Annotated in this window: 12 protein-coding genes; 6 read left to right on the top strand and 6 right to left on the bottom strand. The window is 66.7% G+C overall.

Annotation, left to right across the window (positions count from 1 at the left end; all coding sequences use genetic code 11):
* Positions 1-3 precede the first annotated feature (3 nt).
* A complete protein-coding gene (locus ACMW4R_RS06200) occupies positions 4-783 on the bottom strand; it encodes a glycosyltransferase family 2 protein (RefSeq protein WP_363375535.1) in 780 nt (259 codons plus the stop codon).
* A 114-nt stretch (positions 784-897) separates the two neighbouring features.
* On the opposite strand from ACMW4R_RS06200, the gene ACMW4R_RS06195 reads away from it, so the two are divergent.
* Together ACMW4R_RS06195 and ACMW4R_RS06190 are read left to right on the top strand one after the other, a co-directional pair.
* Positions 898-1329 carry a GtrA family protein gene (locus tag ACMW4R_RS06195; RefSeq protein ID WP_418299446.1) on the top strand — a complete coding sequence of 144 codons (432 nt, stop codon included), beginning with the start codon at positions 898-900 and terminating at the stop codon, positions 1327-1329.
* Positions 1326-1607 (top strand): hypothetical protein, encoded by a 282-nt coding sequence (locus ACMW4R_RS06190; RefSeq protein WP_418299445.1) that lies wholly within the window; start codon positions 1326-1328, stop codon positions 1605-1607. The genes ACMW4R_RS06195 and ACMW4R_RS06190 overlap by 4 nt, the downstream gene beginning before the upstream one ends.
* Positions 1608-1650: 43 nt before the next feature.
* Here the strand turns inward: ACMW4R_RS06190 and ACMW4R_RS06185 are convergent, their stop codons facing one another.
* Entirely contained in the window at positions 1651-3417 is a 1767-nt protein-coding gene (locus ACMW4R_RS06185) for a DUF4012 domain-containing protein (RefSeq protein WP_418299444.1), read from the bottom strand.
* Between the two features lie 345 nt (positions 3418-3762).
* Here ACMW4R_RS06185 and ACMW4R_RS06180 point away from each other — a divergent pair, with 345 nt between their 5' ends.
* Genes ACMW4R_RS06180 through ACMW4R_RS06165 form a run of 4 tightly spaced genes read left to right on the top strand, consistent with a single transcriptional unit; the run spans position 3763 to position 8144 of the window.
* Positions 3763-4464, top strand: a complete 702-nt coding sequence (locus ACMW4R_RS06180; RefSeq protein ID WP_363338074.1) for an acyltransferase — start codon at positions 3763-3765, stop codon at positions 4462-4464.
* Positions 4461-5555 (top strand): glycosyltransferase family 4 protein, encoded by a 1095-nt coding sequence (locus ACMW4R_RS06175; RefSeq protein ID WP_363338072.1) that lies wholly within the window; start codon positions 4461-4463, stop codon positions 5553-5555. The genes ACMW4R_RS06180 and ACMW4R_RS06175 overlap by 4 nt, the downstream gene beginning before the upstream one ends.
* Positions 5552-6934 (top strand): hypothetical protein, encoded by a 1383-nt coding sequence (locus ACMW4R_RS06170; protein ID WP_418299443.1) that lies wholly within the window; start codon positions 5552-5554, stop codon positions 6932-6934. Before ACMW4R_RS06175 ends, ACMW4R_RS06170 begins: the two co-directional genes overlap by 4 nt.
* Positions 6915-8144 (top strand): hypothetical protein, encoded by a 1230-nt coding sequence (locus ACMW4R_RS06165; RefSeq protein ID WP_418299442.1) that lies wholly within the window; start codon positions 6915-6917, stop codon positions 8142-8144. Before ACMW4R_RS06170 ends, ACMW4R_RS06165 begins: the two co-directional genes overlap by 20 nt.
* Before the next feature lie 31 nt (positions 8145-8175).
* Here the strand turns inward: ACMW4R_RS06165 and ACMW4R_RS06160 are convergent, their stop codons facing one another.
* The 4 genes from ACMW4R_RS06160 to rpsG all read right to left on the bottom strand — a co-directional run bounded on the left by ACMW4R_RS06160 (position 8176) and on the right by rpsG (position 13281).
* Positions 8176-9015 carry a hypothetical protein gene (locus ACMW4R_RS06160; RefSeq protein WP_418299441.1) on the bottom strand — a complete coding sequence of 280 codons (840 nt, stop codon included), beginning with the start codon at positions 9013-9015 and terminating at the stop codon, positions 8176-8178.
* Between the two features lie 241 nt (positions 9016-9256).
* Positions 9257-10450, bottom strand: coding sequence for an elongation factor Tu (gene tuf / locus ACMW4R_RS06155; RefSeq protein ID WP_058595425.1), 1194 nt, complete (start codon positions 10448-10450; stop codon positions 9257-9259).
* 159 nt (positions 10451-10609) lie between these two features.
* Positions 10610-12724 (bottom strand): elongation factor G, encoded by a 2115-nt coding sequence (gene fusA / locus ACMW4R_RS06150; protein ID WP_418299440.1) that lies wholly within the window; start codon positions 12722-12724, stop codon positions 10610-10612.
* 86 nt (positions 12725-12810) lie between these two features.
* The gene (gene rpsG / locus ACMW4R_RS06145; RefSeq protein WP_058595427.1) at positions 12811-13281 is read right to left on the bottom strand and encodes a 30S ribosomal protein S7; all 471 of its coding nucleotides are present in this window, start codon (positions 13279-13281) and stop codon (positions 12811-12813) included.
* Between the last annotated feature and the right edge of the window lie 65 nt (positions 13282-13346).

The raw sequence follows: 13346 nt of genomic DNA, 5'->3' as shown, positions 1-13346 counted from the left end.
TGCTCAACCGCGCACATCTCCTGAGGAAGGTCGGCGAGACCGCGCACCGACGATATCAATCCACCAGAGTTCGGCGAGCGCACGACCGGCGAAGCGCACGAGACGGGGAGGGGGAAGAATGACGCGCGAATGACCGCCTCCCCACATCGTGCCCTGTGCAACCGCCCCCCGACGAGGGATGCTCTCGACGGCGACGTACCGAACCCGGAGTCGATCTCGTGCCTCGGCGATAGAGAAATGGACATGCGGGACGAGCGCGTCGGCGGGAACCCCGTCGAGCAGACGAGCGAGGGCGTCAGGACGATACGCACGAAGGGGCGTGTTCACATCAGGAACGGACTGACCGCACAAGAAAACAACTGCAAACCTCACCAGAGCGCTCAGACAGCGACGGAACCACGGATCGGAGCGTCCGCGCCGCACACCGTGGACGACATCGGCCTGCGATTGGTCTAGAGCGACCGCGACACGGACGATGTCGTCACCATAGAACTGACCGTCACCGTCGACATGGACGATCGCCCCCGGAGCGCTGCGCAGACCTTCGCCGTAGGCCGCGAGCGCGGTCGGGCCATGACCGCGATTGATTGGAGACCGAACTACCCGCGCGAAGGAGGAACCGACTCGGGCCGTCTCGTCAGTCGACGCGTCGTCCAGGACGATGAGTGTTGCGGTTCGGCCCACAGCGGCAAACGAAGCCTGTATCTCGGCAAGGAATGTCGGCAGCGCCTCGGCCTCGTTGAAGGCTGGTATCACAACCGTGACATGATCTTGCGCCTGCACCCTGGCATCCCCGCTTCTCTCCGGGGCTCGATTCACCCGCCATCTCCCCCGAACCTGTAGCGTATGACACTCGTGGGGCGCACCAGGAATCTTCGTCGCGCAGGCGCACTGTCCGTGCGGTTCCTCATCGTGGGAGCGATCAGCACCGGGATCGAGATTGCGGCCTTCAACCTGCTGATGATCGCGGGGGTCGGCCCGGTCGCGGCGAAGGTGATCGCCTCACTCATCGCCCTCATCAACGCCTACTTCGGCAACAGAGAGTGGGCGTTCCGCTCCCGCTCCCGTACGGGCACAGGTCGGCAAATCGTTCGTTTCCTCCTCGTCAACGCGCTCTGTACTGGCGCCGGCGCCGCGGGCGTGTGGGGCGGAGAGCGCGCTCTGGAGGCGATCTACGGGGAGGCGGGGGCCCTGGGGCTCAACATCGTCAATCTCGTGTCGATCGCATTTGTCACCGTTCTGCGCTTCGCGCTTTACCACTTCTTCGTCTTCCCACCCGCCCGGCCGATTCCGGCGGCTGAACAGCGCTCGGGTAGGCTCGGCCCGTGAAGACCGCCCCCCGAGTCCTCGGAACCCTCTCCCTGCTCGCCGCGCTGGCGTCCCTCGGCTTCCAGCTGATCGTGGTGCTGCGCCTATGGGCGGTCTTCATCGAAACGATCTCTCTGACGAACACGCTCGCCCTCGGGACGGCAGGCGCCTTCCTAGGCCTCGCTCTCGCAGTCGCGGCGGTCATCGTCCGCCGCGGGGTCGGCTTGCTCGCACCTCTTGCAGGTCTGATGAATCTCGGATTGCTGGCGGGCTACGCGTACGTGTTCTCCGTCCTCTGACGGCGATCGCTTCCCTGAAGTCGGCGCTACGACGCCACGGCCATCAGTTGCCGCAAGGGACCTCGACGACGGTAGCCGTAACGGGATTCACCATCGGGGTGTGCACAAGCGAGACAGTGCCACCGTCATCCGGTTCGCCCTCGAACTTCACGGCAAGAGTGTGTTGAGTGCCCATCGGATTCACAATCCACATCCGCCCGACCGGACGCCCCAAGTGTTCACCCGTCGTGATCGAGACATCCACTCCGTCGAGCGCTGCGTTGACGAACTTGCCTCCCGCGGGGCCGTAAAACTGCAAGTCCGTACCTACCGTTCCCTTGTCGTACCTGCTGGCGGTGTCGACGTACGGGACCAAACCCTCGGCGGTCAACGGGTCCAAAGTGTTCGCAAACGTCATCACCGTGGTGTACGTAGGCGTGGCCGAGCAGCGATTCACCTGCACCTCGGTCGCAATGCTCGTGTAGAAGCTCAGCTTCGACTGAGTCAAATCATTGACGAATACACCCAGAGTCGTCTGCCCGTCGCGCTCGTTCGCCGGAAGCGGCCCTAGCAGGCGCGAGCCTGCCAGAGCACCGCGCGTCGCGTCGTCGAACGGGTAGAAGTACAGTCGATTCTCGTTGACCGCCTGGTTGACTGCTTCGGCGAACGCGACGGGCTTGAAATCGCCCGATGACACCGCGTCGAAGATCTCCACCGCGGCCGAGGCAAAGAACTCGTCTTGGTCCGCGTTGTTCGGATATCGAGCGTAAACGTCGCTGAGCAGCGTCTGAACGGCATTGCTTGCTGTCAGCTCGTCCCCGGTTTTCAGCTTCACGGGCCCCGTCGCTCGAAGAACGTACGAGAGCGCAACCGGATCTATAGACATCACACCGTCAACGGAGGTGCCGAAAGATTCCTTCCAGTAGGCCTCGGCCAGATGAGCGGACAACTCGAAGTCAGGCGTGGACGTCATGTCCTGCGACCAGCGGCCGACCTTGTCGTCGTAGAGCTTCACGACATCGCCATCGAGCGGAAGAATCGGCGTTTCGCGCTTGTTCTTGAAGCTTCGACTCGTGGCCTGCTTGACAATCTCCATCTTGCCGTTCTCCACACGGAGTTCGACCACAGAGGCCGGAATCCCGCCGGTACCGCGTGCCTCAGCGTTGTTCTGGACAAGGAGGAGGTAGTTCTTGGGGCCGTCCTGTCCCATAAGCGAAGCCAGCTGCGGCATCAGAGCGTTCGCCCGGGAGAGCGCCGGCTGGAGAGTGGCCACGGCGCCCGTCAGCTGTGACAGCGGTCCGCGCAGCATTCCTGGCGTGTCTTGAAGGTCTACACCGGACAACGCGTCCGCCGCACGCTCACCTGAAGCCGCAGCTTCCGAAACGGGCCCAGCGAGTTGCGACATCGCATTCACATCGAACGCTCCGCCGGTCGGGCGGAGGATCGCTGGATCAACGTCGACGAGCGCGGGCAGAATCCCTTGCGCCAGTTCGTCAACGGCCACGGTCGATTCGCGGACGGCGTGCAGGGACGGCCCGATGAAAGGAGCCTGTTCGGCAATCCACCACAGCGGCGTGTCAGCGGCACCGCGAGCAGAGGCCGCGTGCCCTTGCAACTCCGACACTGACGATGCCAGCGCGGCACGGTCATCCGACCCGAACTGCTCCTGCATCTTCGACACGACGGGCACAGCCGCTCGCAGCTCCTTCTGCGCAATGAAGCCTCCGATGGCCACCGCGGCGGCCAGGGCGACAAGGACCGCGCTCAGAGCCCCGAGGGAGATCCAGGCGATCGTGCGAGGTCGAAGGCGGCGCGTGGGCTTACGTGACATTTTCATCCGATCACGCCGCGAGTCGGTCATCCGGCGTCGGGCGCGACGGGCACCTGCCGCGCGATCGGTATGCTACCTGAGTCGGTTCAGAGCATTCCGGGAACGAGCAAGTCCGGCCGGGAAATACAAGGGCGGGACGCGATGGCATTCGCCTTTCTTCCCCGGCGAGGGGGTTCTGCTCTCGGGAAGATCCCAGATTTCACCGTGGATTCCGGGGATACTTCACAGGGGGGCTCGACAGGGATCGTCGTGCGGCGCTTCGTGGTCGGTCTGAACGAATGGACAATTTCGGTCCGACCTCTCAGCCTCCGTCCTCGCCCGCATTGCCAAAGGACTCGCTGAACAATGGGAATTCTGCACAAGATCGTCGGCGAACAGCGCGAGCGACTGCGCGAGGTCGGCAGCGATCGGTGGCAGATCGTGAGCGCGCAACTCGCGACGAAGGTCGGGCCCATGGCCCTGCGCGGCGCAGCTCTTCGCCCGCGCCTCGGCTCCGCACGCGGCCTCCCTCTCATCGGGCGTGGCGTGCGCGTGCGCAACGCACACCTCGTTCACGCCGGCACGGACCTCATCGTCGAGGACTTCGCCGAGATCCAGGGCCTGAGCCGGGACGGCATCCGCTTCGGTGACCGCGTCTCGATCGGCACCGGAACGCTCATCCGCCCGAGCAGCTACTACTCGCGCGCGATCGGGGTCGGACTCGTCATGGGGGACGGTAGCAGCCTTTCGCCCGGCTGCTACATCGGGTGTTCCGGCGGGGTCACGATCGGCGAGAAGACCATGCTCGGGCCCGGGGTCCGTGTGTTCGCGGAGGACCACGTCATGAGCGACCCTTCGCGAGATGTGAAGTCCCAGGGCGTGGAGTGGGCGCCGATCACGATCGGCTCCGGGTGCTGGATCGCGAGCGGTGTCACGATCACCTCCGGCGTGACGATCGGCGACGGTGCAGTGGTCGCTGCCGGAGCGGTGGTGACTCGCGACGTGCCGGCGGGAGCCGTCTACGGCGGCATCCCGGCCCGCGAGCTCAAGAAGAGGGTCACCTCGTGAGTCGTCGCCGCGCGATCGTCGTGCACCCCTCCGACGAGATGTACGGCGCCGACCGGGTGCTCCTCGAAGTCCTACGCACGGTCCCCGACGATCTCGACCTCGAGGTGTGGCTGCCGACCGACCTCGACTACCCGGAACGCGAACTCTCGCGCCGGCTCGCCGAGCAGGGCATCCGGGTTCGGCATCTCCCCCTCCCGATCATGCGTCGCGCCTACCTGCGTCCGTCACGTCTTCTCGGACTCGCCCGCCGCGCCATGGCGACCGGCATGCGACTGATCGCCGCGCGTCCGGCCCTGGTCTACGTCAACACCGCCGCCGCCGCGCTGACCGCGCCGCCCGCTCGACTGGCCGGCGCCCGTGTGGTCCTCCACCTTCACGAGCACATCGGGTCGAGCTCACGCGCCGTGATCCCGTTCCTGCGATACGCCCATCACATCATCGCGGTCAGCTCCGCGGTGGCCCGGGCGCTCCCCTCGCACCTGCGCGGGCGCACGACGGTCGTCCACAACGGCTTCGACAACGCCCCGCCAACCGATCTCCCGTCGTTCGCGAACGGCATCCGCGTCGTGATCGCGAGCCGCTGGAACGCGTGGAAGGGTCATCGCGTCTTCCTGGACGCGTGGAACCGCATGGCGCGGACGGACCTTCATCTCGAGATCCTCGGCGACGCCCCGCCCATCGGTGAGGCGGTGGACGTGCGGGCTCTCGTCGAGGCATCGCCGCGACGGTCGCAGATCGACGTGATCGGTCGCACAACGGACGTCCGCGCCCACCTCGACGCCGCACATGTCGTCGTGGTTCCCAGCGTGCTACCCGACCCGTTGCCGACGATCGCGATCGAAGCGCTCGGTGCGGGTCGCGCCCTGCTCGTCAGCGATGCCGGCGGACTCCGCGAGATCGTGGGCGAGAGCCCGCTGCTCGTCACTCCCGGCGACGCGGACGCCTGGGCGAAGGCCCTCGATGCGCTGGACGAGGGCGCGATCCGTGCGGCCGCCGCCGCCGCGCGAGAGAGATTCGATCGGCTTTTCGCGAGAGATACCTTCGACCGCCGCATCCGCGCCGAGCTCTGGGACCTGGTGCCCCGATCATGAGCCTCTTCACCGCCTCCACGGCCTACGCGCGACCGAGTCTCACCGCCCGGACGCGCCTGATCACGCTCGGGCTGATCGCCGCGGTCGTGGTGAGTTCGTTCCTCGGACGTTACGACGCCGAGATCGTCGGCTTCCGGGTGCGGGTGGAACAGGTCGTGCCCCTGCTCCTGGCCGGCTGGATGCTCGTGCACCCCGTCTTGCGGGGAGCGTTCTTCCGTGCGCTGCGGCATCCCGTCCCGCTCGTGTATGCGGCCTTCGTCGTATGGAATGTCGTCACGACTCTGCTCTTCTCGCCGAGCCTGACCTGGAGTGCATCGATCCTCATCTGGCTCGTCATCGACCTGCTCCTGCTGGTGTCGATGATGGCGCTGGCCGAAGGCGCGGATCTCGCCGCGCGGCTCGGTCGTCTGTCCGTGGCGCCGTGGGCCCTGGTCGGCTTCGCGGCATACGCCGTGGCGAACCTCACGCGCGGGCAGGTCGCGCTCGGCACCGACTTCGACTACCTCTACGAGGTGTACGTCGCGCGGGTGACCGCGATCGAGGCGAACATCTACGCGTCGATCCTCATCTTCTGGACCCTTCTCACGATCACCCGCAGGGGTATCGGCCGGTGGGAGATCGCCGCCGTCGCGGTGGCGGTGCCGCTGGGGCTCGTCGCCTCTCAGACGCGGACCGCCGTGTTCAGCCTCGTTCTGGGGCTGGGCATCTTCGCCGTCTTCACGCTTTTCTCGCTGCGTTCCTCGTGGCGAGAGCGCATCACCCGCATCCTCCCCGCGGGAATCCTCATCGCGACGCTCGTGGTCACGTACGGAATCATCGCCGCAATGGGAGGCACCGCGCCCGCCGACCGCACCCTTCCCGCGACGGCGAGCCCGTCGGCATCCGTCTCCACATCCTCGACGGGGACCACGCCGTCACCCGCGCCCACGCGGGAGCCCGACCCGACGAACCCCGAGCAGCAGAACAAGATCGGCGACGTCGACTTCGTGGGCGGCACGATCGGGTTCCGGCTCGAGGTCGCGGGGCTCGCCGCCCAGGAGATGAAGGGCGTCAACCTCTGGCTCGGCAACGGGACGAACACGTTCGGCCTTCGCCACGAGCAGCCCGGCACGCCGGGGATCAGCGGGCACATCATCATGCTGCCCGTCCAGGTGCTCTACGACGGCGGGATCGTCGGCCTCGGGGTGCTGGTCCTCTTCTTCGTGACGGTGTTCGTCTGCGTGCCCCGGGAGCGGAAGCCCGTCGCAGCCGGCCTCCTCGCGTCGTACCTGCTCTCGGCGACCTTGACGAGCATGTTCTGGTTCGCGGTCACGTGGATCCTCATCGCGGTGCTTCTGCGGCCCCTCACCGAGGACGAACGTGACCTCGACCGCGTCTGAGGCACCGCGCCCGCACCGTGCCCGGAGCGTCGCGCTGCTGACGGCCGTCTCGGCGGTGTCAGCGATCTCGCCCCTCATCGCGCTGCCGCTCATCACCCGCGCGGCCGGGCCTGACGGCTTCGCCGAGATCGCGATCGGCCAGGCGCTCGGCACCCTGGCGGCCACGATCATCACGTTCGGATGGGCCGTCCGAGGCCCCGTCGAAGCCGCGCGCTCGTCGCACCCCGCCCGGGTCTTTCGCGCCAGTATCGTCGTCCGAGGCGCCAACAGTCTGCTCGTCCTGCCGCTCGTCGCCATCGTCGCCGCCTTCGCGAGTCACGCCGACGACCACGCGTTGGCGATCGTGTCCGCGCTCGCCTTCTCGCTGCAGGGACTGTCGCTCAGCTGGTACGCGGTGGGCGTCGGCCGACCGTTGCTCTCCCTGATCTTCGACGCCGTGCCGCGCATCGTCCTCAACCTCGCCGGGGCGCTCGCCGCGCTCCTCACGGCCACACCGCTGCTGTACCCCGCGATCCTGCTCGTCGGCACTCTCGCGGCCTTCCTCGCCGCGACCTGGTTCATCGGCCTCCGGGAACGCTTCTCCGTGCGAGCGGCCCTCGCCGACGCGCGGGGCGCCTACCGGGGCGGCTGGCGTACCGCACTGGCCGCGGGACTCCTCACTTTCTCCGAGACGGCTCCCCTTTCCACGCTCGGCGTGGCGAGCTCTCCGGCCGCCATCGGATTCGCCCCGTTCGACCGCGTGCTCAAGTACGGCTACATCGGCGTCTACATGATCACCGGCTCTTTCCAGGGCTGGGTGTCGTCGGCCTCCGGTGACGCGGGCCTCCGACGCATGCGCCGGGCCGTCGGCATCCACGTCGTCCTCGCCGTCGCCCTCGGCGCGGGGTTCGCCCTGGTCGTGCCGTGGGCGACGCCCGTGGTGCTGGGACCCGGCTTCGAGATCTCGACGTTCACGGCCCTCTTCGGAGGGATCGCGCTGGCTGCGATGACGCTGGCCACCGCCATGGGGATGTGCGTGGTCCTCCCCGCGGGCCGCGACGGCGCCTACCTGACCGCCGTCTGCGTCGGAGCGCTGCTCATCGTTCCGGCGGTGCTCGTGGGCTCATCGCTCGCTGGCGTCGCCGGGGCGGCGGGCGGGGTCGCCGCGGTTCAGCTGCTCGTAATGACGGTCTTCGCCGTCACGGCGTTTCCGGTTCTGCGCAACCGCTGACCAGGCACGTGGGGGTGTCGCGAACCCTCGCTCAGGCGAGGACGAACCCCGCGATCGAGAGCATCACCCACACGCTCGTGAAGACCAGGCCCATCAGGAGCGGTCCCCAGAAGCGGCGCGACAGAGCGACGAACACGGATGCCGCGATCCCCAGCCCGACGGGGAGGGCGAACGGCATACCCGAGACGTTCCCCGCGAAGACGATCGGGATGACGGCGAAAGCGACGGCCGAGACCGCGCCCGAGACGACACGGGCGATGGTCGGCGAGAAGCGCGTCGACGCGTAGGCGAGAGCCGCCGGATAGACGAAACCGATGGCGAAGAACGTGAGCATCATCACGACGAGGAACGGTGCCGCGACCCCCAGGATCAACCACCGCAGCGACAGCGCCTCGAAGGCGGGCCACCCACGCGAGACCGCGCCGATCCCGGCGATGAAGGGCATGATCGCCCCGAGGACGAGCCCCCACAGCACGTCGAGGCCGCGCACCCGGAAGAATCCGGCGGGACGCGTGCGCGCCATCAGGCCCAGCCCGGTGCCGCCGACGACGATGGATGCCAACATGCTGCCCGCGCTGCGACCGGCCGCGCCGTCGAAAGCCACCGTCACGATCAGCCCGACAACCACGGCCACGACCAACGCGGCTGCTGCCGCGACGAGCGGCTTCCACGTGCCGAAGAAACTCCCGGAGGGCCGCTCCACCGCCCGCGACCCGGGCCGCGTTTCGGTCTCGGCGCGCGAAGAGCGCGTCTGCTCAGTGGGGGCATCACCGTTATCGACACCGATGATTCGGTCTGTCGTGGGGGTGTCGACGGCCGCTCGGGCCTCGCGACGGGAGCGCCGACTCGGCTCGAAGGGGGTGTCACTCACCCGTTCAGCTTACGGGTTTCACCCGATCGGCCCCACCTCCCGGGCATCGGCTCCCCCGCACCGCCGTCTCGCTCAGGCGCCGAAGCCGTGCGACGTGCTCCTCTCACGGCGGCCCGGGGTGTCGGCATCCGGCACTGCACCCGGTAGCGGCGTGAAGGACCGGCATCCGGGAACGACATCCGGGAACGACGAAGGGCCGGGCCCGAAGGCCCGGCCCTTGCCGAGTGAAGTCTGGAAAGACTTACTTGAGGATCTTGGTGACGGTACCGGCACCGACGGTGCGGCCACCCTCACGGATCGCGTAGCCGAGGCCCTCTTCCATGGCGATCGGCTGGATGAGCTCGACCGACATCTCGGTGGTGTCACCGGGCATGACCATCTCGGTGCCCTCGGGCAGCGTGATGACGCCGGTCACGTCCGTGGTACGGAAGTAGAACTGCGGGCGGTAGTTCGTGAAGAACGGGTTGTGGCGGCCGCCCTCTTCCTTGGACAGGATGTACGCCGTGCCCTCGAAGTTGGTGTGCGGGGTGACCGAACCGGGCTTCACGACGACCTGGCCGCGCTCGACGTCGTCACGCTTGGTGCCGCGGAGGAGCAGACCACAGTTCTCGCCGGCCCAGGCCTCGTCGAGCTGCTTGTGGAACATCTCGATACCCGTGACCGTGGTCTTCTGCGTCGGGCGGATGCCAACGATCTCGACCTCGGAGTTGATCGCGAGGGTACCGCGCTCGGCGCGGCCCGTGACGACCGTTCCACGACCGGTGATGGTGAAGACGTCCTCGATGGGCATGAGGAACGGCTTGTCCTTGTCACGCACCGGGTCGGGGATCGACTCGTCGACGGCTTCCATGAGCTCGACGATCGAGTTGACCCACTGCTCGTCACCCTCGAGAGCCTTGAGGCCCGAGACGCGGACGACGGGGGCGTTGTCGCCGTCGAAGTCCTGCGACGACAGCAGCTCGCGAACCTCGAGCTCGACGAGCTCCAGGATCTCCTCGTCGTCGACCATGTCGCTCTTGTTCAGCGCGACGAGCAGGTAGGGAACGCCGACCTGCTTGGCGAGCAGAACGTGCTCACGGGTCTGAGCCATCGGGCCGTCGGTGGCGGCGACCACGAGGATCGCGCCGTCCATCTGAGCGGCACCGGTGATCATGTTCTTGATGTAGTCGGCGTGGCCGGGCGCGTCGACGTGAGCGTAGTGACGCTTCGGGGTCTCGTACTCGACGTGCGAGATGTTGATGGTGATACCGCGCTGACGCTCTTCCGGCGCCGAGTCGATCGACGCGAAGTCACGCTGGACGTTGGTGGCCGACGGGAACTTGTCGGCGAGCACCTTCGAGATGGCAGCGGTGAGCGTGGTCTTGCCGTGGTCGACGTGACCGATCGTTCCGATGTTCACGTGCGGCTTGGTCCGCTCGAACTTGGCCTTAGCCACTGGGTCCTCCTCAGGACGTAGTTGCGAAGTCTCGGGCGCTGGATTGCGACCGATTCTCCACGGGGATGGTTCTCAGGTTACTAGAGAGTCGGTATTGAGTTTGAGTGGATGCCGGGAACCCGAGCAGGAACCCGAGTTCCCGGCATCCGGAGAGCGGTGTTACTCGCCCTTGTTCTTCTGGATGATCTCGTCAGCCACGGCCTTCGGGACGTCGGCGTAGCTGTCGAACTCCATCGAGTAGACGGCGCGACCCGAGGTCTTCGAGCGCAGGTCGCCGATGTAGCCGAACATCTCGGACAGCGGCACGTTGGCCCGGACGACCTTGACGCCGGCGGCGTCTTCCATCGACTGGATCTGGCCACGACGCGAGTTCAGGTCGCCGATGACGTCGCCCATGTACTCCTCGGGAGTACGCACCTCGACGGCCATGATCGGCTCGAGGATGGTGGGGTTCGCCTTGCGGACGGCCTCCTTGAAGCCCATCGAGCCGGCAATCTTGAACGCCATTTCCGACGAGTCGACGTCGTGCGAGGCACCGTCGAGGAGGATCGCCTTGACACCCACCATGGGGTAGCCGGCGAGCACGCCGACGTTCATGGCGTCCTGGAAGCCCTGGTCGGTCGGCGAGATGTACTCGCGCGGGATACGACCACCGGTGACCTTGTTCTCGAACTCGTAGGTCTTGTCGGCCGTGACCTCGAGGGGCTCGATCGCGAACTGGATCTTCGCGAACTGACCCGACCCACCGGTCTGCTTCTTGTGGGTGTAGTCGTGACGCTCGACCGACTTGCGGATGGTCTCGCGGTACGCCACCTGGGGCTTGCCGACGTTGGCCTCGACCTTGAACTCGCGCTTCATGCGGTCGACCAGGATGTCGAGGTGGAGCTCGCCCATGCCCTTGATGACGGTCTGGCCGGTCTCGGCGTTCTGCTCGACGCGGAACGTCGGGTCTTCCTCAGCGAGCTTCTGGATGGCGACACCCAGCTTCTCCTGGTCGGCCTTGGTCTTGGGCTCGATCGCGACCTCGATGACCGGCTCCGGGAACGTCATCGACTCGAGGACGACCTGGTTGGCCGGGTCGCACAGGGTGTCACCGGTGGTGGTGTCCTTGAGGCCGATGACGGCGTAGATGTGGCCCGCGGTGACCGACTCGACCGGCATCTCCTTGTTGGCGTGCATCTGGAAGATCTTCCCGATGCGCTCCTTCTTGCCCTTGGTCGCGTTGACGACCTGGGCGCCGGAGTCGAGGTGACCCGAGTAGACGCGGATGTAGGTGAGGCGACCGAAGAACGGGTGCGTCACGATCTTGAACGCGAGGGCCGCGAAGGGCTCGTCGCGGTCGGCGTGGCGCTCGATGACGACCTCTTCGTCCTTGGGGTCGTGCGCCTCGATGGCGGGCACGTCCAGGGGCGAGGGGAGGTAGTCGACGACGGCGTCGAGCATGGGCTGCACGCCGCGGTTCTTGAACGCCGAGCCGCACAGCACGGGGTAGACCTCGCTGGCGATCGTCATCTTGCGGATGGCGCCCTTGATCTCCTCGTGGGTGAGCTCTTCGCCACCGAAGTACTTCTCGAGCAGCGCGTCGTCGGACTCGGCGACGGTCTCGAGGAGCTTCTCGCGGTACTCCTGCGCCTTCTCGACGAGGTCGACCGGGATCTCCTGGATCTCGTACTTGGCGCCCATGGTGACATCACCCTTGGCGTCGCCGGGCCAGACCAGGGCACGCATGTAGACCAGGTCGACGACGCCGACGAAGTCGTTCTCGGCACCGATCGGGAGCTGGATGACGAGGGGCTTGGCCTTCAGACGGTTGACGATGGTGTCGACCGTGAAGTAGAAGTCGGCGCCCAGCTTGTCCATCTTGTTGACGAAGCAGATGCGGGGGACGTCGTACTTGTCGGCCTGACGCCACACGGTCTCGGACTGGGGCTCGACGCCCTCCTTGCCGTCGAAGACGGCGACGGCACCGTCGAGGACGCGGAGCGAGCGCTCCACCTCGACCGTGAAGTCGACGTGACCGGGGGTGTCGATGATGTTGATCTGGTTCTTTTCCCAGAAGCAGGTCACAGCAGCGGAGGTGATCGTGATGCCACGCTCCTGCTCCTGCTCCATCCAGTCGGTGGTCGCCGCACCATCGTGCGTCTCACCGATCTTGTGGTTGACGCCCGTGTAGAACAGGATGCGCTCGGTCGTCGTGGTCTTGCCGGCATCGATGTGCGCCATGATGCCGATGTTGCGGACCTTGTGCAGGTCGGTGAGCACGTCTTGTGCCACGGGTGTCTTCCTTACCTGTTGGGAGGTTGGTGCCGGGCCCATCGGAGGGTCCGCGACCGGGTTCGGTCACAGACCCTCCGCGGGTTTTACCAGCGGTAGTGCGCGAAGGCGCGGTTCGACTCGGCCATCTTGTGGGTGTCTTCGCGGCGCTTGACCGCGGCACCGAGGCCGTTCGAGGCGTCGAGGATCTCGTTCTGCAGACGCTCGGTCATCGTCTTCTCGCGACGACCCTTCGCGTAGCTCACGAGCCAGCGCAGCGCGAGGGTGTTCGCACGGTGCGGCTTGACCTCGACGGGAACCTGGTAGGTCGAGCCACCGACGCGGCGGCTCTTGACCTCGAGGGTGGGACGGACGTTGTCGAGCGCCTTCTTGAGCGTGGCGACGGCGTCCTGGCTGTTCTTCGCCTCGACGCCACGGAGGGCGTCGTAGACGATCGCCTCGGCGATGGACTTCTTGCCGTCGACGAGGATCTTGTTGACCAGCTGGGTGACGACGGGAGCGCCGTACACCGGGTCGTTGACGACGGGACGCTTCGGGGCGGGACCCTTACGAGGCATGGTTCTCAGCCCTTCTTCGCGCCGTAGCGGCTACGAGCCTGCTTACGGTTCTTGACAGCCTGGGT

The sequence above is a fragment of the Microbacterium sp. S1037 genome, from assembly GCF_048381605.1.
GTDB lineage: Bacteria > Actinomycetota > Actinomycetes > Actinomycetales > Microbacteriaceae > Microbacterium > Microbacterium testaceum_B.
The sequence above is the reverse complement of the archived record's forward strand: the minus strand, read 5'-3'. Positions and strand labels throughout refer to the sequence as shown.

Coding starts and splice junctions, on each gene's coding strand:
- rpsG (WP_058595427.1), bottom strand. CDS start 13,281: ATGCCTCGTAAGGGTCCCGCCCCGAAGCGTCCCGTCGTCAACGACCCG.
- ACMW4R_RS06185 (WP_418299444.1), bottom strand. CDS start 3,417: ATGTCACGTAAGCCCACGCGCCGCCTTCGACCTCGCACGATCGCCTGG.
- ACMW4R_RS06180 (WP_363338074.1), top strand. CDS start 3,763: ATGGGAATTCTGCACAAGATCGTCGGCGAACAGCGCGAGCGACTGCGC.
- ACMW4R_RS06170 (WP_418299443.1), top strand. CDS start 5,552: ATGAGCCTCTTCACCGCCTCCACGGCCTACGCGCGACCGAGTCTCACC.